The sequence below is a fragment of the Flavobacterium ginsenosidimutans genome, assembly GCF_003254625.1.
Lineage (GTDB): Bacteria > Bacteroidota > Bacteroidia > Flavobacteriales > Flavobacteriaceae > Flavobacterium > Flavobacterium ginsenosidimutans.
Window position 1 is genome coordinate 13803 of the sequence record NZ_QJRJ01000079.1, and the last position, 19786, is coordinate 33588.

Below are 19786 nucleotides of genomic sequence, written 5' to 3' on the forward strand. Positions count from 1 at the left end.
TTAATTCTTTTCAATTACTTTAACTTCAACAGCTCCCGTTCCTTCAAAGAAAGAAACCAACTCTGCTTCGTTATCATTTACAGCAACCTCCATTAAAAAGTGGTCATCAGTTGTTCTTACATCTGGGTTTTCAGCTTCTTTAAAAGGCCATAATCTACTTCTCATATAAAAAGTGATTACCATTAAATGAGCTGCAAAGAATACAGTCATCTCAAACATAATAGGCACAAAAGAAGGCATATTTTGGATAAAACTAAAACTTGGTTTACCTCCAATATCCTGTGGCCAGTCATGAATCATGATGTAACCCATCATAGTTGTTGCAACAGAAATACCAACACAACCATATAAAAAAGCACATATTGCTAATCTTGTTGGTGCTAATCCCATGGCTTTATCCAATCCGTGAACTGGGAATGGAGTAAAAACCTCTTCAATATGATGATGAGCAGCTCTAGTTTTCTTTACTGCATTCATCAAAACGTCATCGTCATTATAAATGGCGTATATAACTTTATTACTCATGATGTGAATCTTTACTGTTTGCTCTTTCTCTAATATAATTATCTCCTGTTCCTTTCAAAATTGTTTTAACCTCTGCCTGAGCAATTACAGGGAATGTTCTAGAGTATAATAAAAACAATACAAAGAAGAAACCAATTGTTCCAATGAAAATTCCAATATCAACAAATGTTGGTGAAAACATTGTCCAAGAAGATGGAAGGTAATCTCTATGTAAAGAAGTAACAATAATTACAAATCTTTCAAACCACATACCGATGTTTACAACAATCGAAATGATGAATGAGAACATGATACTAGTTCTTAATTTTTTGAACCACATGAACTGAGGAGAGAACACATTACATGTCATCATTGACCAATATGCCCACCAGTAAGGTCCAGTAGCTCTGTTCAAGAATGCATATTGTTCATATTCTACACCTGAATACCAAGCTACGAATAACTCAGTGATATAAGCTACACCAACGATAGATCCAGTAATCATAATAATGATGTTCATTAACTCGATGTGCTGTAATGTGATGTATGCTTCAAGATTAGATACTTTTCTCATAACGATCAACAATGTATTTACCATCGCGAATCCTGAGAATACCGCTCCAGCAACGAAGTATGGAGGGAAAATTGTTGTATGCCATCCTGGAATTACAGAAGTAGCAAAGTCCATAGATACAATCGTGTGTACAGAAAGTACAAGAGGAGTAGCTAAACCAGCTAATACTAAAGATACTTCTTCAAAACGTTGCCAGTCTTTAGCTCTACCGCTCCATCCAAAACTTAAGATAGAATAAACTCTCTTATTAAATGGAGTAATAGCTCTATCACGAAGCATTGCAAAGTCAGGCAACAAACCAGTCCACCAGAAAACTAATGACACTGAAAGATACGTTGAAATCGCGAATACGTCCCAAAGTAAAGGTGAGTTAAAGTTTACCCATAAAGATCCAAATTGGTTTGGAATAGGCAATACCCAGTATGCTAACCATGGACGTCCCATGTGAATGATTGGGAAAAGACCTGCTTGAACTACCGAGAAGATAGTCATTGCTTCCGCAGAACGGTTAATAGCCATTCTCCAACGTTGACGGAAAAGTAATAATACCGCAGAAATTAATGTTCCAGCGTGACCAATACCAACCCACCAAACGAAGTTAGTAATATCCCAAGCCCAGCCAACTGTTTTATTTAATCCCCATGTTCCGATACCGGTAGATACGGTGTAAATTATACAACCTAACCCCCAAAGGAAGGCTATTAATGCGATTGAAAATACAATCCACCATTGCTTGTTTGCAGGCCCCTCAACAGGTGCAGCTACATCTACAGTTACATCGTGATAAGATTTATCACCAATAACTAAAGGTTTTCTAATGGGTGCTTCGTAGTGAGACGACATAATCCTTTATATTGTTTCTTAATTAATAATTTTACTAAGTATTTCTAACTTTAACATGGTAAACCACATTAGGTTTTGTACCTACATGCTCTAATAAGTGGTATGATCTTTCGTCAGCAGCTAATTTAGCAACTTTACTTTCTTTATCATTCACATCACCAAATATCATCGCTCCTGAAGAACAAGCACTAGAACAAGCAGTTTGGAATTCACCATCTCTAACTGGACGGCCTTCGTTTTTAGCTTTTAATTTAGTTGCTTGTGTCATTTGGATACACATAGAACATTTCTCCATAACACCACGAGAACGTACGTTAACATCAGGATTAAGAACCATACGGCCTAAATCATCGTTCATATGATAATCGAACTCGCTGTTTTTGTTGTATAAGAACCAGTTAAAACGACGTACTTTATATGGACAGTTGTTTGCACAGTAACGAGTACCAACACATCTGTTGTAAGCCATATGGTTTTGACCTTCACGACCGTGAGAAGTTGCAGCAACAGGACAAACTGTTTCACAAGGTGCGTGGTTACAGTGTTGACACATTACAGGTTGGAATGCAACTTGAGGATTATCTCCTGCTTTCTCCATTTCATTAAATGTAGATAATGAACTAGATAAACCAGCAATTCCTTCTTTTCTTTCATTATCACCTTCAAAAGTACTTTCAGAAGAGTAGTATCTATCGATACGCAACCAGTGCATATCACGGCTTCTTCTTACCTCTGCTTTACCTACAACTGGAACGTTGTTTTCAGCGTGACAAGCGATAACACAAGCTCCACATCCAGTACAAGCATTTAAGTCAATTGAAAGGTTGAAGTGATGCCCTGTCGTACGATCAAATGATTCCCAAAGATCTACAGTAGTAGCCTCAACTTCTTGATGGTCTAAAGATACCATTGGTTTTTCATTCCAATGTTCAGCATCTTTAGTATTGAATATTTCTAAAGTTGTTTCTTTAATAATATCTCCTCTACCCATTAAAGTTTTCTGACCTTGAACACAAGCAAACTCATGTACTCCTCCAGCTTTAACAATAGATACAGATTGAACATTATTGAAACCTTTATATAAAGCGTAAGCATTTAAACCTACTTGCATTTCTTCTTTTAGAGCTGCTTTACGTCCATAACCAAGAGCTAGACCTAAAGTACCAACTGCTTGACCTGGCTGAACGATAACTGGAACATTTTCCAATTTAACCCCATCAACAGTGATAGTAGCATAACTACCATTTAAACCACCGTTTGCAACAATTTCATTTGTTAAACCAAGTTTTTTAGCATCAGCATTAGACACTGTAACATAGTTATCCCAAGAAACTCTTGTAATTGGATCTGGAAACTCTTGCAACCATGGGTTGTTCGCGTGCTGTCCATCTCCTAATCCTGTTTTAGTATATAATACTAATTCAAAATCACCAGCAGATTTTGATTTTGCAACAGCATTTGCAGCAGTAGCAGCATCAATAGCTCCTCCAGATAATGCCGTAGCTCCAAGAACAGCTACACCATCATGTAATACTTTATTCCAAGAAGCACCTGCAGTATAAGCTCCAGAATTTGCTTTTAAGTAGTCATAATAAGTACCAGCAGTACCATTTACTGACAATAAAACATCTTGAAATTGTTTTGTATTGAAAATAGGACGGATTGTAGGCTGAGTTAAGCTATATGTTCCGCTTGTAAGTTCAAGATCTCCCCAAGATTCTAAGTAGTGAGGAGCTGGTGCAGCAATTGAAACAATTGATGCAGTTTCGTCTTCTTTTAATGAAAAAGCAACAGACGTTTTAACTTTTTTCAATCCAGATACGAAAGAATCTGAATCAGCTAAAGTATAAACAGGATTAACTCCACTCATAATTAAAGTGTGAACACTTCCTGCATTCAAATCTTTAATTAACTGTGCAACTGCAACATTAGAACCTTTTCTAATTTGTCTAGCTCCAGCAGTACTAAAAGCTTCACTAGCCAATACTTGATTGATAGCTAAAACTAATAATTGAGCATTTTTATCTTCAATTCCAGATACTAAAACTCCTTTTGAACCAGCAGCTTTAAGCTGTTGTGCAGCTTTTACTACTTCAGCTTTAAAGTTTCCTTCTAAAGCTACAGGAACAGAAGCACCTACAACAATATTATAAATTTGAACTAAAGCTTGCTTTTGAGCAGCTACAGTCATTGGAACACGCTTATCAGCAGCAGCTCCAGATAATGTCATGTTTGATTCAAACTGAAAGTGACGAGACATTTTTCCGTTTTGAGGAATACGTCCTTGTGCATATCCAGTATCATATCCTCCACCTTGCCAATCTCCTAAGAAATCTGCTCCAACAGAAACGATTAAAGAAGCTTTTGAAAAATCATAATCAACTAAAGCTCTTTGCCCGTAAACAGATTCAAAAGCATCTAAAGCCTCAGATGATGAAACTGCATCATATACAACGTGCTTAGCGTTTGGATTTTTTGCAATAAATTCAGCAATTAATTTTTCTGTAGATGGACTTGCTAAAGTATTAGTCAACAATACTACTTGACCACCTTTAGCTTTTGCATCTGCTAAACTTGATTTGATTTTCAAATCAACAGCTGACCAAGAAGAATTTTTACCATCCACTTTTGGCTCTTTCAAACGAGTACTGTCATACAAACCTAAGATAGAGGCATGAATTCTAGCATTCGCAGAAAATTTAGCTCCTGCAATTGTATTGTTTTCAATTTTAATTGGACGACCCTCACGAGTTTTCACCAAAAGATTAGCAAAATCAAATCCATCAAAAACTGTAGTTGCATAATAATCTGCAACACCAGGAATGATTTGTTCTGGTTGTAATACATAAGGGATAGACTTGTGAACAGGACCTTCGCAAGCAGCTAATGTTACAGCCGCTGTACTAAACCCTACGTACTTTAAAAAGTCACGACGTGAAGTTCCTGATGTAGCTAAAGCATCTGCATTACCTAAAAACTCATCAGTAGGAATTTCTTCAACAAATTCGTTATTTCTAAGCGCCTCAACAATAGAGCTATTTTCTAGCTCTTCAACACTTTTCCAGTATTTTTTGTTTGATGACATTGTATATATATATTAAAATCTTAATAAATCGATTAATAGTGGCATTTACCACATTCTAAACCTCCCATTTGCGCTGCAGTTAATTTCTCTACACCGTATTTTTTAGAAAGTTCAGCATGAATTTTGTCATAGTAAGCATTACCTTCCATCTTAACATCAGTTTTTCTATGGCAATCAATACACCATCCCATTGTTAATTTAGAGTACTGCTTCATGATTTCAAATTCTTGTACTGGTCCGTGACAAGTTTGACATTCAATACCTGCAACAGAAACGTGTTGAGAGTGGTTGAAGTAAACAAAGTCAGGCAAGTTATGAATACGAACCCATTTTACAGGCTGTGTTTTTCCAGTATAAGCTTGTTTAGTCTTATCCCATCCAACAGCATCATATAATTTTTGGATTTGAGCATCGTAGAATGCTTTACTGTACTCAGGAGTAGCAGTAGTTTCAGCAACCTCTGAAATGTTTTTATGACAGTTCATACAAACATTTAAAGAAGGAATACCAGCTGTTTTACTTACACGAGCAGCAGAGTGGCAATATTTACAATTGATTTCGTTATCACCAGCGTGAATTTTGTGAGAGTAGTGAATTGGCTGAATTGGCTCATAATTTTGATCCACACCTACTTGCATTAAGTATCCATAAACAAAATAACCACTTGCCAAAAGCAAAAAGATCGAAGTTACCAAAACCAAGAATTGATTTTTAGCGAAAGCTTTCCAGATTGGAAGTCTTGCTTCTTTTGGAGCAACCTCAATACCGTTTTTATTTGCAACTTTAGTCAACACTTTGTTCACCATGAACAGCATAACAACTAAAATAGCCATAACAAGAGCAAGAGCTCCTAAAATAATGTTATTTGAAATAGCACCACCTTCTACGTTAGTCCCTGGAGGCGTAGCAGCAGTAGTTGCACCAGGAGCTGGTTCTGCTTTTTTCTCAGAAGTATAAGCAATAATATTATCGATATCGCCCTCCGATAATTGAGGAAAAGAAGTCATTACAGCTTTGTTGTTTTCTTCAAAAAGCTTAACAGCTACAGCATCTCCTGATTTAATCATATCAGAACTGTTGTGCACCCACTTGTAAATCCAAGCCATTTCATGCCTTTCAGCAACGCCTCTTAAAGCAGGACCTGTTGATTTAGCATCTAATTTGTGACATGCAGCACAATTTGCATTAAAAAGTTCTTTCCCTTTTACTGGATCACCGCCTCCTGCAGCCGGAGCAGCCGCTGCAGCTTCAGGCGCCGCCGGAGCAGCAGCTTCTTGAGCAAATGAAGTTAGGGAGAAAATTAACGTTAGCGATAAGCTAAGCAGCAATTTTCTTGAGATCGAATTATGGTTACCCACCTTTTTCATATAGTATAAATAATTGTCTACTAATTTTTGGTATGATTTTTTCTGTAATAAAACCAGTAAAATCTATACCCTCTTTTAAAACTTGCACAAAAATACGACTTATGAGCTATTCTCAAAACCTTAAAATACCCTTAAATATCAATTTATATCAATTCTAAATAATATTAAAATTTCACACTCAAACTTTAAATAGTATTTTTGCATAAAAACCATCACATTATGAGAATTTTAAGTCCTTCAAAAAACCTTTTCTTAACAATTACTACGATTGCTTTCGCGCACAATATTAACGCTCAGGACCAAAATTTAACATTGAATCAAGACCCTAAATTTGAGCAATTGCTAAATGAGAAGCGCAAAATTAACACGTCAATAAATACAAACGATACTTATAGAATTCAAATCTTTAGTGGTAAAAGCGACGAGGCTAAAAAAACACTATCGGATTTTAAAAGAGAAAATTCAGACATTGACGGAACAATTATTTTTAGCACACCAAACTATAAGGTAATCGTAGGGAATTTCAAGACAAGAATTGAAGCTGAAAGAAACTTAGCTGAGATTAAAAAAAGATACAAAACAGTCTTTTTACTCAAACCTGGGAAATAATTTATTTCAAATAAAAAAGCGAGATTTTCATCTCGCTTTTTTATTGCTTTTAACATTTAAATATTCCAATTTTTCTAAATAAAATCAGTGGTATTTTACTTAGTTTACTACTTTAATACCACTAGCCAAAAAACGTATCTCTTCTTTAGGAGCTTTAATAGCGTCTATTTCTGTTTTGCTTTTTTTAGCATCTTTCGCATAATGCTTTAGTTCGTCAACAGAAGTAACTTTTCTTTCTGCGCTTCCTTCTAAAACAACATTTTTACCTTTTAATGCAGTTGGCACAAAAAATGCATAATCTTTCATCTTAACAAAGAAAGATGCTCCATCTTCAGTTTTAACACTCACCCAGCATCCTCTTTTTGGACAAACATCAGTCACTTCACCTTTCACTGCAACTTTTTCTATTTTATTTACAGCTTTTAAATCTTTCTCTAATGCCTCAACCGAAATCGCTTTACTTACCGTGGTATTCGATACATTTTCCCCATAATAATCCCCTATCAATGCATTACCTGCCGGTGGAGCTGCTTTTTCAACTGGTTCTTGAGAAAAAGAAAAAGTAGAAAAACAGATAAATAAAATCGTGGTATAAAATCCTTTTTTCATATTTCATTATTTTTTAATTCAACGCATTAAAATTTCAACAAACTAAAGTACACATTTATTACAACTCATTACAAAACAATTCAACCCAAAAAAAATATTCATAAAAAAAGTCCCAATTTACATTGGGACTTTTAAATATAGTAATTGAATCTTATTTCAATTTCTTTTTGATTGCTACTTCATGGTAAGCTTCAATAACATCATTCATTTCGATATCATTAAATCCTTTTATCTGAATACCACAATCGTAACCTTTAGTTACTTCTTTAACATCATCTTTGAAACGTTTCAAGGCAACTAATTCACCTGTATGAACCACAACTCCATCTCTAATAACTCTGATCTTAGAAGTTCTTAAGATTTTACCATCTGTCACCATACAACCAGCAATTGAACCCACTTTAGAAATTTTGAAAATCTCACGAATTTCAGCATTACCTAAAACTTCTTCTTTCATTTCTGGAGCCAACATTCCTTCCATCGCATCTTTCAAATCATCGATAGCTGCGTAGATAATAGAGTAGTAACGGATATCAATTTCTTCTTTATCAGCAAGCTGTCTTGCATTTCCTGCTGGACGAACGTTAAATCCGATAATAATCGCATCTGATGCAGAAGCTAAGTTAACATCGGTTTCTGTAATTGCTCCAACTCCTTTATGGATAATATTAATTTGAACTTCTTCTGTAGAAAGTTTAGAGAACGAATCTGATAATGCTTCTACAGAACCATCCACGTCTCCTTTAAGGATTACGTTCAATTCTTTAAACTGACCAAGAGCGATACGACGTCCAATTTCGTCAAGCGTAATATGTCTTTGAGTACGAACAGATTGTTCACGCATTAACTGAGAACGTTTAGATGCAATTTGTTTTGCTTCTTTTTCGTCTTCAAATACATTAAACTTATCACCTGCTGTTGGAGCTCCATCTAAACCTAAAACAGATACCGGAGTCGAAGGACCAGCACTTAAAACTGTATGTCCTCTTTCATCATGCATTGCTTTAACCTTACCGTGATGTTTACCAGCAAGCATATAATCTCCAATTTTCAAAGTACCTTGTTGTACTAAAATCGTAGACACATATCCTTTCCCTTTATCTAAGAAAGCCTCAACAACAGTTCCTTGAGCTGCTTTGTTTGGATTTGCTTTTAGATCTAAAATCTCAGCTTCCAATAAAACTTTCTCTAATAACTCTTTTACACCTGTTCCAACTTTTGCAGAAATATCATGTGATTGAATTTTTCCACCCCAATCTTCAACAAGTAAATTCATACCAGCCAAACGCTCTTTAATTTTGTCAACGTTAGCATTTGGTTTATCAATTTTATTGATTGCAAATATAATTGGCACTCCCGCAGCCTGTGCGTGAGAAATAGCTTCTTTTGTTTGTGGCATGATGTCATCATCCGCCGCTACTACGATAATAGCAATATCTGTAACTTGAGCTCCACGTGCACGCATCGCGGTAAACGCCTCGTGACCCGGAGTATCTAAGAATGCAATTTTTTGTCCATTATCTAAAGTAACTCCATACGCTCCAATGTGCTGTGTAATACCTCCAGACTCACCAGCGATAACATTCTCTTTACGGATATAATCCAGTAAAGATGTTTTACCGTGGTCAACGTGACCCATTACAGTAACGATTGGCGCTCTTGTTACTAAATCTTCTTCTCTATCTTCTACAACTTCTATTGCTTCTTCAATATCTACTGTAATAAATTCAACATCATAACCAAATTCATCTGCTACAATAGTTAATGTTTCAGCATCTAGACGTTGGTTCATGGTTACCATGATACCAAGAGACATACAAGTTCCAATTACTTTAGTAATCGGCACATCCATCATGATCGCAATTTCACCTACAGTAACGAACTCTGTAACTTTAATAGTTTTACTTCCTTCGTCAAGAGCCCTTTGCTCATCATCAGATTTCTGACGGTGCGTTTCTCTTTTATCTCTTCTATATTTAGCCGCTTTAGATTTTCCTCCTTTACCTTGAAGTTTTTCAAGAGTTTCTCTAATTTGGTTTTTTACTTCTTCTTCCGTTGGCTCAACTTTAGCTACAATCGCAGGACGATTCCCTTTTACGAAACCAGGTCTTTGACTTCTGTTCGCATTGAAACCTCCGCCACTATTATTATTTTGAGCTGGTTTATTTGTATTTGGAGTTCCTGGCGCATTACCTGTAGCAGGTTTTGGCGCACCAGGTGTACCTGGTTTAGGACCAATTCTTTTACGCTTATTTTTATTTGCGTTATTATTATTACCAACTCCAGGAGCTCCAGGTTTATTCTGAGCCACTTTTGGATCTTCTTTCTTTTTCTTAGGCTTATTAAATTGAGATAAATCAATTGTTTGTCCTGTCAGAGTTGTTCCAGTAAGTTTTTGATATTGAGTAGTAATAGTTTCCTCTGAAGTTGTTGGATCAGTAGACACGATTGGCTCCTGCGCAACTTTAGAAGATTCTGCTTTAACTTCTTTTTTCTCAGTAATAATAGGTTCTTCTTTTTTTGTTTCAACAACAGGAGTTGAAACAACTGGTTCAGATTTCACCGTTTCATTTTGAACAGGTTTTTCTGGTTGCACAGGTGCAACAACAGCTTTAGGCTCTTCAACCTTCGCTGGTTCCTCAGAAGGAGTAATTGCAGGTTTTTTAGGATTCAAGTCGATTTTACCAACTTGTACAGGTCCCGAAACAACCGCTCTTGCTTTGATTATTTCTTGTTGTTTTTGACGTTCCTCTTCTTGTCTGCGTTTGTCCTCAATTTCTTTCTCACGCTCTACACGCAACGCTTCTTTTTCTTTTCTCTTTTCTTCTCCAACCTCTTTAGAAGCCTCCTTATTCCCCTTATCGCCCGCAAATTGGCTTTGAAGGATATTAAATTCACTGTCAGAAATTTTTGCATTAGGATTAGCATCAATAGCAATTCCTTTATCTTTTAGATAATCTACAGCTCTTTCTAACGAAATATTTAATTCCCTTAAAACCTTGTTTATTCTTATTACTCTCTCTTCAGACATATAACCTTTTTATTATTACCTTTTTCGTTGTGTTGTTAGAGCAGATATTCAGCTATTTCCTAGCTATCAAACTCTTCTTTTAGTATTTTCATAACGTCTAGAATAGTTTCCTCTTCTAAATCTGTTCTTCTTACTAAATCTTCTACGTCGTGTTTCAAGATACTTTTTGCAGTATCCAAACCTATTTTTGCAAATTCTTCAATTACCCACTCTTCGATTTCATCTGAGAACTCTGTCAATTCAACATCGTCTTCATCTGCAACTGTTCCAGCGACATCTCCTTCACGAATAACATCTAATTCATAACCTGTCAATTGACCTGCTAATTTAATGTTGTGACCGCCTCTACCAATTGCTTTAGAAACCTCTTCTAATTTCAAGAAAACTTCAGCTCTTTTACTTTCCTCATCAATTTTGATAGAAGAAACTTTTGCAGGGCTTAATGCTCTTGTAATAAATAATTGAATATTATTTGTATAGTTGATAACGTCAATATTTTCATTTCCAAGCTCACGAACAATTCCGTGAATACGAGAACCTTTCATTCCTACACAAGCTCCAACTGGATCAATTCTATCATCATAAGAATCAACAGCTACTTTTGCTTTTTCACCAGGAATACGCACTACATTTTTCACTGTAATTAATCCGTCAAAAACTTCTGGAATTTCTTGCTCAAATAATTTTTCTAAAAACTTTTCTGAAGTTCTAGACATAATAATTTGAGGTTTGTTTCCTTTTAATTCAACGCTTTCGATAATACCGCGAACATTATCACCTTTACGGAAGAAATCTGATGGAATTTGTTTTTCTTTTGGAAGAACAATTTCATTTCCTTCATCATCAACTAAGATAACAACTCTTGGACGTACGTGATGCACCTCTGCTGTATAAATATCACCGATAATATCTTTAAATTGTTTGTAAAGATTTGTGTTATCGTGTTCGTGAATTTTAGATATTAGATTTTGACGAAGCGCTAAGATAGCTCTTCTTCCTAAATCAATCAATTTTACTTCTTCAGAAACCTCTTCACCAATTTCAAAATCCGCTTCAATCATTCTTGCTTCCGTCAAGGTAATTTCTTCGTTTTCAAAATCCAGATCTTCATCAGCAACAATTACTCTTCTTCTCCATATTTCCATATCTCCTTTATCAGGATTTATAATAATATCGAAGTTATCATCAGATCCGTATTTTTTCTTCAATGCATTTCTAAACACATCCTCTAAAATTGCCATAAGCGTTACACGATCAATAAGTTTATTATCTTTAAACTCTGAGAATGAATCGATTAATGCTAAATTTTCCATGCGAATTCTTTAATTAAAATTAAAATGTTACTGTAACAACTGCCTCTTTAATTTCTGTATAAGGTATTTGTTGCTCTTTTTGAACTGTTTCTTTTCCTTTTCCTACTTTTTTAGGTTCCCTTGCTTTCCAAGACAAAATTATAAAAACATCGTTAGCTTCTATCAATTCTGCTTCGATTTTTTCAGTATTTGTGGTAACAATCAACGTTCTACCGATATTTTTTTTGTATTGTCTTACCATTTTCAGAGGTGTCCCTACTCCAACTGATGCTACTTCAAGCGAAAAATCCTGTTCTTCACGATCTAGATTATTCTCGATTGCACGGCTAATGTCAATACAGTCTTGCAGCGCCACTCCATTATCTCCGTCTAAACCAACACTAATTTTAAAAGAATCCGAAACAGCCAGATCAACCAAAAAGATTGATGGTTTTTCGAGAAGAGCTTCCGTAATTAATCCGTTTACTTTTTCTTTGAATGTCATAATTTTATAAAAAGAGGGGACACTTAGTCCCCTCATTATTTAGATTTTAATAAATAACAGTGCAAATATAGTGTTTTTTTTATAAATCAAATAAATTGATTGCTCTAAAAATATTTCATACCTTTATAATAGCATTAAAACATAGAATTATTCACATTATTAACCCCTCAAAAATCATGAAACGAATTTTAGTACCTACCGACTTCTCAGAACACGCCGAAGACGCTTTAAAAGTTGCCGCTCAAATAGCGAAAAAGAATAATTGCGAAATTATTCTTCTTCACATGCTCGAATTGCCGCATCAGACAAATGACGCGATAATGGGCGGAGCAAGCATCCCTGAAAGCATGCTCTTTATGAAGAAGGCAAACGAAACACTTGACGAAGTTGCTGCAAGACCTTATTTAGACGGAATTCCAGTAACTGAGGTTGTAAAAATGGACAAACCAATACATGGAATCACACAAATCAGTAAAGATTACGATGTTGATTTGATCATAATGGGATCTCATGGATCTTCTGGTGTTGAAGAATTACTAATAGGTTCTAATACCGAAAAAGTGGTTAGAAATTCAGAAATCCCAGTTTTAGTTATCAAAAAAGACATTCCTAGTTTTAGTGCCGCTAATATCGTTTTCGCATCTGATTTCTCAGAAGAAGCAAAAAAACCTTTTAAAAAACTTTTAAAATTTGTAAAACTATTTGATTCAAAACTACACCTAGTTACCATTTGCACTCCTAATAGCTTCAAACCAACTCACGTTAGCGAAGAAGTTATGAATGAGTTTATATCTGAATTCGACATTCCTAATTACACAACCCAAATTTACAACGACACCAATATCGAAAAAGGAATTATCAATTTCTCTAACAGAATAGATGCCGACATTATTGGAATGTTCACACATGGCAGAACTGGCTTCGCACACTTCTTTAACGGAAGCATCAGCGAAGGCTTAGTTAATCATGCCGTTAGACCCGTTATTACCTTGAAAATCTAACAACCAACATATCAACATTAGTAAAAGCTTCTCAATTGAGAAGCTTTTTTTTATGCAATTTAATATTTCAAACAAAATCACACTGAGCTTTTCAACAAAGCATATTTGAGCTTTTCAACAAAGCGAAACGCGTTATTAATGCAGAAATTTGTCAAATAAAAATTCATTAAAAAACTACAACATGAAAACAATAGACAAAATTTACATTAATGGAGAATTTGTAACTCCTCAAGGAACAGAATATTTTGACCTTATTAGCCCAACAACAAATGAAAAATTAGGAAAAGTTCGTTTAGGGAATACTGAAGACACTCAAAATGCAATTAGAGCTGCAAAAAATGCTTTTAAAACTTTTTCAAAAACTACAGCTTCAGAAAGAATTCAATATCTGACAAACATTAAATCTTCTGTCGAAAAAAGAAAAAATGACTTTATTAATGTAATGACAGAAGAATACGGAGGCACATTACAATTTGCAACCGTAAGCTATGATTATATGCTAAAAAGTTTCGATTCTGCAATCAACCTTCTTAATATTTATGATTTTACCAAAACCATGGGAGAATCTGAAGTCCAAATGACACCAATTGGCGTTGTCGGAATTATTATTCCGTGGAATTCCAGCAATGGTTTTATCTGCAGCAAATTATCAACTGCAATTGCCGCAGGATGCACAACTGTTATTAAACCAAGTGAAATGAGCGCACAACAAACACAATTAATCATTGAATGTCTTCATGAAGCAAATCTTCCAAAAGGAATATTCAATATCGTAAATGGATTAGGAGAAATTGTTGGAGCCGAAATAAGCAAAAACCCAGACATCGCTAAAATCTCTTTTACAGGATCAACCAACGTTGGAAAAATTATCGCAAAAGAAGCAATAAACAGCATGAAACGTGTCACTCTTGAACTTGGCGGAAAATCTCCAAATATTATTTTAGATGATGCCGATTTCTCAAAAGCCATTCCGCTTGCTATTGGCGCTGCGTTTATGAATAGCGGGCAAGCCTGTATTGCCGGTACTCGATTATTGATTCCTGAAAACAAGCTAGAAGAAATCAAACCAATCATTAAAGAGATTGTTTCAAATATAATTGTTGGTGATCCTAAAAATCCAAATACCGCGGTTGGACCAATGGTTAGCACAAAACAATATAACCGCGTTCAGGATTACATTCAGATTGGAATTAATGAAGGCGCAGAAATTCTAACTGGCGGACTAGGAAAACCTGACGGATTAGAAAATGGAAATTTTGTCAAACCAACTGTTTTCATTAATGCAAACAACCAAATGCGAATTGCCAAAGAAGAAATTTTTGGACCTGTTTTATCTATTATCACTTATAAAACAGAAGAAGAAGCAATTGAAATCGCAAACGACACCACTTACGGATTACAAGCCTATGTAAGTTCATCAGACGAAAAAAGAGCTCACAATGTCGCTTCTCAAATTAATGCTGGACGTGTTCAGATAAACGGAATTGGACACGACCCAATGGCTCCTTTTGGCGGATTCAAACAATCTGGAATAGGACGTGAATTTGGAACATTCGGATTGGAAGCTTATTTAGAACCAAGAGCTTTGATTCAGCAAAAATAATTTTACAGATCTGGAAATCTTCTTCAAAAAGATTTTCCAGATCTTTTAGTAATTTTACAATATGAGCACGAAAACAGAAAAACCAAAAATACTTTACTCTTGTTATTATTCGCGAAGCCGCGAAGGAGAACATTTTATTCCTGAACACGTTTTTAGCTATCAAATTTCTGGCGAAATGATTGCTTCTGACAACAAAAACACTTTTTATTCAAAACCAGGAGATTTTCGTTTTAGCAGAAGAAATAATTTAGCAAAATTCACCAAAATTCCACCTGAAGGAGGCGAATTCAAAACCATTTCTCTTTTTCTAGACCAAGAAATCTTGCGAGAAGTAAGCAAAGAATACAATTTAAAGTCTGACAAAAAAGTAGATTCGGACGCTATGTTTTCATTAGCTCCTAACCCACTTTACAAATCTTTTATGGAATCATTGCTTTCCTATCTTGAAGTTGAAGAAGAAAACAATGAAACTTTGTTCCATTTAAAAATCAAAGAAGCCATTCATCTTTTATTAAAAGTAAATCCTGAACTAAAAGATATTTTATTTGATTTCAACGAACCAGGCAAAATTGATTTGGAAGCATTTATGAACAAAAATTTCCATTTTAATGTTCAAATGCAACGATTCGCCTATCTTACTGGACGAAGTCTAGCAACATTTAAAAGAGATTTTCAAAAAGTTTTTCAAGAAACACCTGGAAAATGGCTGTTAAACAAAAGGCTTCAGGAAGCTTATTATTTAATAAATGAAGGAAAATCTCCATCAGAAGTTTACATTGGAGTCGGCTTTGAAGACTTATCTCATTTCTCTTTTTCATTCAAAAAGAAATTCGGAATTGTTCCTTCTTCTTTAAAACACTCATAAGTCACAACTTAAATTTATTCCATAAAAAAAGCCTCTCATTTCTGAGAGGCTTTTCTGTTGGTCTACTAGGACTCGAACCTAGAAAGACTGCACCAAAAACAGTTGTGTTACCATTACACCATAGACCAGCAGTGCTGTTAAGCGGGTGCAAAATTAGAACTTTATTTAATTTATGCAAATTTTTTACAAAACTTTTTTGCATAAAAAAAAGCCTCTCATTTCTGAGAGGCTTTTATGTTGGTCTACTAGGACTCGAACCTAGAAAGACTGCACCAAAAACAGTTGTGTTACCATTACACCATAGACCAGCAGTGCTGTTAAGCGAGTGCAAATTTAAGGCTTTATTTAGTTTACGCAAACTTTTTGGGCAAAAAAAAACACTTTTTTTCATTTTTTTACTTTTAAAATTTTCACTACAATCAAAAACACCTCATAGCCAACGCGTTACTTTTAAATGATAGTTTTGTAGAATTTTTTGTTAATGACCTTTTCTTTACATAAAAAAACATTTTCTTTGTAGGATAGAAAAACATTCAAATTTTTAACACCTAAATATGGCACAATTCAATTTCAATAAATGGAATACCGTTATTGGTTGGTTTGCATTTGCAATCGCTTTAATCACTTATACATTAACAGTTGAACCTACAATGAGCTTTTGGGATTGTGGAGAATATATCGCTACCGCAGCCAAACTTGAAGTAGGTCACCCTCCGGGAGCTCCGCTTTTCCAAATGATGGGTGCATTTTTTGCCATGTTTGCAATAGACGCACAACATGTAGCTGTAATGGTTAACATGATGTCTGTTTTCTCTAGCGCATTTACTATATTATTTCTGTTCTGGTCTTCGTCTATGATCTTAAAAAAGATTGTAGCTCGTTTTGCTGAAATCGACCAAAACAATTCAATTGTTATTCTAGGAAGCTCTTTTGTTGGGGCTTTAGCTTATACATTTTCTGATAGTTTTTGGTTTAATGCTGTTGAAGCAGAGGTTTACGCAATGGCTTCTTTATTAATTGCATTACTTTTTTGGCTTGGTTTACGCTGGGAACAAGATATGGACAAACCAAAAGGAAACAAATGGCTTTTAATCATTTCGTTGGTTGTTGGTCTTTCGTTTGGAGTCCACTTTATGGCTCTTTTAACTATTCCATCTATCGGATTTTTATACTATTTCAAACACTACGAAAAAGTTACAATCAAGAATTTCCTTATTGCTAATGTAGTTGTTATTGGAATTTTATTATTCATTTTCAAATTACTACTTCCATTAACTATGGCATTTTTCGGGAAAACCGAAATCTTCATGGTAAACAGCATGGGACTTCCTTTTAACTCAGGAACTATTTTTGTAGCATTATTATTTATTGCTTTTTTCTATTTTGGATTAAAATACACTAAACAAAAAGGATTTATATTCTACAACACTATAATATTATGTATTTTATTCATTCTGATTGGTTTCTCTACATGGTTAATGCTTCCTGTACGTGCAAATGCAAATACAGTTATTAACGAAAACAAACCTTCTGATGCTACTGAGGTTTTAGCGTATTATAATCGTGAACAATATGGGGTGAATCCTTTATTTTATGGACCTCAATACACAGAACTTTTTTCTGGCCTTGATGCTAAAACACCTTATTTGGACAAAAAACCTAACTACGAAAGAGATTATAAAACAGGTAAATATATCATTACCAACAATTATAAAAATGCAGAGCAAAATTCTGACGACAATCAAAAAGCGGTTCTGCCAAGAATGTGGAGTACAGAAACGGCTCACATTCAAAACTATATCAATTTTACAAATCCTCCGAAATTCAGAATTAACCCTAACTATGATTATGATGAAGATTTGTCAAAATATGGAATAGACGCTAGCCAATTAAGCGAAGACGAATACAACAAAGCTACAGCTCAATTGCGTAATGAAGTTGAAAAAACAGTTTCTGAATTCAGAAAAGCTTACGCACAAAAACAAATTGATAACGAAGGTTATATTAAATTCTTAAGAAGTTATGGTGACTACTTAATTATCGAAAAACCAACTACAGTAGACAATTTCAGTTTTATGTTTGAGTATCAATTTGGATACATGTACTGGAGATATTTAATGTGGAATTTTGTTGGACGCCAAAATGATGTTCAAGGTAAATACGATAATTTAGATGGAAACTGGATCAGCGGTATCAAACCTTTAGATTCAATTCATTTAGGTTCTCAAGACAATTTGCCATCAGATGTATTAAATAACAAAGGAAGAAATGTTTACTATTTCCTTCCATTTATTTTAGGTTTAATTGGTATCATGTACCATGCTAACAAAGATTTAAAGAGCTTTTATGTTCTTTTGGCTTTATTCTTATTTACAGGAATTGCATTAAAAATATACTTAAACGAAAGACCTTTTGAACCTCGTGAAAGAGATTATGCACTTGTAGGATCGTTCTATGTCTTTGCTATCTGGATCGGATTTGGTGTTTATTCCCTTTATGAAAGTTTCCAAAAATATCTAGCTCCAAAAATTGCTGGACCAGTTATCATTGCTGGAAGCTTATTAGCCGCTCCTATTTTAATGGCTTCACAAAACTGGGACGATCACGACAGATCTGGAAGATATACTGCTGTTGCAATGGCAAAAGCATATTTAAGTTCTTGTGATAAAGACGCAATTTTATTCACCATTGGAGATAACGACACCTTCCCGCTTTGGTATGCGCAAGAAATTGAACATTTTAGAACCGATGTAAAGATTGTAAACACTAGTTTATTTATGACAGATTGGTACATCGATCAAATGAAGGCTAAGTCTTATGAATCTAATCCGTTGCCTATTTCTTTTGTACATAGCCAATATGTAGGAGACAATTTAGATTATACAGCTTATATTCAAAAAATTGATACCCGTTGGAATATTAAGGATTTCATTGATTTCATCAAAAATCCTAAATCGACTGTTGGATTACAAAATGGACAAACTATTCATTTCTATCCAACTAACAAGATCAGAGTAAATGTCGATAAAGACGCCATCATTAAAAACAAAGTAGTTAATCCTAAATACAATGATTCTATTGTTCCTTACTTAGATATTGACATTAAAGGAAGCGCATTATACAAAAACCGTTTAATGATGCTTGATATCTTAGCAAATAACAATTGGAAGAGACCAATCTACTTTAGTGGTGGTGCTTTTGATGATGAAGATTATTTATGGTTAAAAGATTATCTGCAATTAGACGGAATGGTTTACAAATTAGTTCCAGTAAAAAATACTCCTTCGAAAGATGGTGGGCCATTAGATATGGGACAAATTGATGCTGATAAAATGTACGATATTGTAATGAAATGGGATTGGGGTAACAGCGAAAGCGAAAAAATCTATCATGATCCAGAAACAAGAAGAAACAGTATTACATACCGCACTAATCTTTCTAGATTAATGAACCAACTTATTGAAGAAGGTAAAATTGACAAAGCTAAAAACGTAATTAATTTGGCAATGACAAAAATGCCTTTAGACAAATTTGGATATTACTCTTTAGTTGAAGCTTTTGCTGATGGTTATTACAAAGTTGGAGAAACTGCTAAAGCACAAGATCTTCTAAACAAATTAGTTCAAAAATATAAAGAGAACTTAAACTATTACAGCACATTGACTCCATCTGACCAAACTGATTTAGCAGTAGATATTATAACAGATATTGAACGTTATAGAAGTTTATTACACGTAATGGATGCAAACAAAGACACTGCTTTTTACAATAAACACAAAACAACATTCAATACTTATGTAAATGTTTTTGAGCGTTTTGGACGTGAAAAAGAATAGATAATATACGAAAATCTTAACAATTAAAAAAATGCAGCGCTGTTTGATAAATAGCGCTGCAT

The 19786-nt window shown here is 34.6% G+C and carries 13 protein-coding genes and 2 tRNA genes; 5 read left to right on the forward strand and 10 right to left on the reverse strand.

Translation table 11 applies throughout. From position 1 onward, the window contains the following. Genes DM444_RS14760 through DM444_RS14775 form a run of 4 tightly spaced genes read right to left on the reverse strand, consistent with a single transcriptional unit; the run spans position 1 to position 6373 of the window. On the reverse strand, positions 1-525 hold the full coding sequence (locus DM444_RS14760) for a DUF3341 domain-containing protein (protein ID WP_008466841.1): 525 nt from the start codon (positions 523-525) through the stop codon (positions 1-3). Further along, positions 518-1921, reverse strand: a complete 1404-nt coding sequence (gene nrfD / locus DM444_RS14765; protein WP_008466839.1) for an NrfD/PsrC family molybdoenzyme membrane anchor subunit — start codon at positions 1919-1921, stop codon at positions 518-520. Before nrfD ends, DM444_RS14760 begins: the two co-directional genes overlap by 8 nt. A gap of 34 nt (positions 1922-1955) precedes the next feature. Next, positions 1956-5006, reverse strand: coding sequence for a TAT-variant-translocated molybdopterin oxidoreductase (locus tag DM444_RS14770; protein ID WP_111287987.1), 3051 nt, complete (start codon positions 5004-5006; stop codon positions 1956-1958). Between the two features lie 32 nt (positions 5007-5038). Continuing rightward, on the reverse strand, positions 5039-6373 hold the full coding sequence (locus DM444_RS14775) for a c-type cytochrome (protein WP_111287989.1): 1335 nt from the start codon (positions 6371-6373) through the stop codon (positions 5039-5041). A 219-nt stretch (positions 6374-6592) separates the two neighbouring features. Here DM444_RS14775 and DM444_RS14780 point away from each other — a divergent pair, with 219 nt between their 5' ends. Further along, entirely contained in the window at positions 6593-6982 is a 390-nt protein-coding gene (locus tag DM444_RS14780; RefSeq protein WP_111287991.1) for an SPOR domain-containing protein, read from the forward strand. A 99-nt stretch (positions 6983-7081) separates the two neighbouring features. On the opposite strand, the gene DM444_RS14785 is transcribed toward DM444_RS14780, so the two are convergent. The 4 genes from DM444_RS14785 to rimP form a co-directional block, all read right to left on the reverse strand. Then, positions 7082-7591 carry a DUF4920 domain-containing protein gene (locus DM444_RS14785; RefSeq protein ID WP_111287993.1) on the reverse strand — a complete coding sequence of 170 codons (510 nt, stop codon included), beginning with the start codon at positions 7589-7591 and terminating at the stop codon, positions 7082-7084. A 151-nt stretch (positions 7592-7742) separates the two neighbouring features. After that, the gene (gene infB / locus DM444_RS14790) at positions 7743-10622 is read right to left on the reverse strand and encodes a translation initiation factor IF-2 (RefSeq protein WP_111287995.1); all 2880 of its coding nucleotides are present in this window, start codon (positions 10620-10622) and stop codon (positions 7743-7745) included. 59 nt (positions 10623-10681) lie between these two features. Further along, on the reverse strand, positions 10682-11935 hold the full coding sequence (nusA, locus tag DM444_RS14795) for a transcription termination factor NusA (RefSeq protein WP_012023705.1): 1254 nt from the start codon (positions 11933-11935) through the stop codon (positions 10682-10684). 19 nt (positions 11936-11954) lie between these two features. Then, the gene (rimP, locus tag DM444_RS14800) at positions 11955-12419 is read right to left on the reverse strand and encodes a ribosome assembly cofactor RimP (RefSeq protein WP_162614981.1); all 465 of its coding nucleotides are present in this window, start codon (positions 12417-12419) and stop codon (positions 11955-11957) included. Between the two features lie 176 nt (positions 12420-12595). On the opposite strand from rimP, the gene DM444_RS14805 reads away from it, so the two are divergent. The 3 genes from DM444_RS14805 to DM444_RS14815 all read left to right on the forward strand — a co-directional run bounded on the left by DM444_RS14805 (position 12596) and on the right by DM444_RS14815 (position 15888). Further along, positions 12596-13420, forward strand: a complete 825-nt coding sequence (locus DM444_RS14805; protein ID WP_111287999.1) for a universal stress protein — start codon at positions 12596-12598, stop codon at positions 13418-13420. A 181-nt stretch (positions 13421-13601) separates the two neighbouring features. Continuing rightward, positions 13602-15023, forward strand: a complete 1422-nt coding sequence (locus DM444_RS14810) for an aldehyde dehydrogenase family protein (protein ID WP_111288001.1) — start codon at positions 13602-13604, stop codon at positions 15021-15023. A 61-nt stretch (positions 15024-15084) separates the two neighbouring features. Further along, on the forward strand, positions 15085-15888 hold the full coding sequence (locus DM444_RS14815) for a helix-turn-helix domain-containing protein (RefSeq protein WP_111288003.1): 804 nt from the start codon (positions 15085-15087) through the stop codon (positions 15886-15888). 57 nt (positions 15889-15945) lie between these two features. Here DM444_RS14815 and DM444_RS14820 read toward each other — a convergent pair. Further along, positions 15946-16016 (reverse strand) — tRNA-Gln (locus tag DM444_RS14820). Between the two features lie 109 nt (positions 16017-16125). Continuing rightward, positions 16126-16196, reverse strand: a tRNA-Gln gene (locus tag DM444_RS14825). A 246-nt stretch (positions 16197-16442) separates the two neighbouring features. Here DM444_RS14825 and DM444_RS14830 point away from each other — a divergent pair. Further along, complete coding sequence (locus DM444_RS14830) at positions 16443-19724, forward strand: glycosyltransferase family 117 protein (protein ID WP_111288005.1); 3282 nt, start codon at positions 16443-16445, stop codon at positions 19722-19724. Positions 19725-19786 lie beyond the last annotated feature (62 nt).

Bases quoted from the DNA above. Each gene is read 5' to 3' on its own strand.
- DM444_RS14760 (WP_008466841.1), bottom strand. From the start codon at position 525: ATGAGTAATAAAGTTATATACGCCATTTATAATGACGATGACGTTTTG.
- nrfD (WP_008466839.1), bottom strand. From the start codon at position 1,921: ATGTCGTCTCACTACGAAGCACCCATTAGAAAACCTTTAGTTATTGGT.
- DM444_RS14770 (WP_111287987.1), bottom strand. From the start codon at position 5,006: ATGTCATCAAACAAAAAATACTGGAAAAGTGTTGAAGAGCTAGAAAAT.
- DM444_RS14775 (WP_111287989.1), bottom strand. From the start codon at position 6,373: ATGAAAAAGGTGGGTAACCATAATTCGATCTCAAGAAAATTGCTGCTT.
- DM444_RS14780 (WP_111287991.1), top strand. From the start codon at position 6,593: ATGAGAATTTTAAGTCCTTCAAAAAACCTTTTCTTAACAATTACTACG.
- DM444_RS14785 (WP_111287993.1), bottom strand. From the start codon at position 7,591: ATGAAAAAAGGATTTTATACCACGATTTTATTTATCTGTTTTTCTACT.
- infB (WP_111287995.1), bottom strand. From the start codon at position 10,622: ATGTCTGAAGAGAGAGTAATAAGAATAAACAAGGTTTTAAGGGAATTA.
- nusA (WP_012023705.1), bottom strand. From the start codon at position 11,935: ATGGAAAATTTAGCATTAATCGATTCATTCTCAGAGTTTAAAGATAAT.
- rimP (WP_162614981.1), bottom strand. From the start codon at position 12,419: ATGACATTCAAAGAAAAAGTAAACGGATTAATTACGGAAGCTCTTCTC.
- DM444_RS14805 (WP_111287999.1), top strand. From the start codon at position 12,596: ATGAAACGAATTTTAGTACCTACCGACTTCTCAGAACACGCCGAAGAC.
- DM444_RS14810 (WP_111288001.1), top strand. From the start codon at position 13,602: ATGAAAACAATAGACAAAATTTACATTAATGGAGAATTTGTAACTCCT.
- DM444_RS14815 (WP_111288003.1), top strand. From the start codon at position 15,085: ATGAGCACGAAAACAGAAAAACCAAAAATACTTTACTCTTGTTATTAT.
- DM444_RS14830 (WP_111288005.1), top strand. From the start codon at position 16,443: ATGGCACAATTCAATTTCAATAAATGGAATACCGTTATTGGTTGGTTT.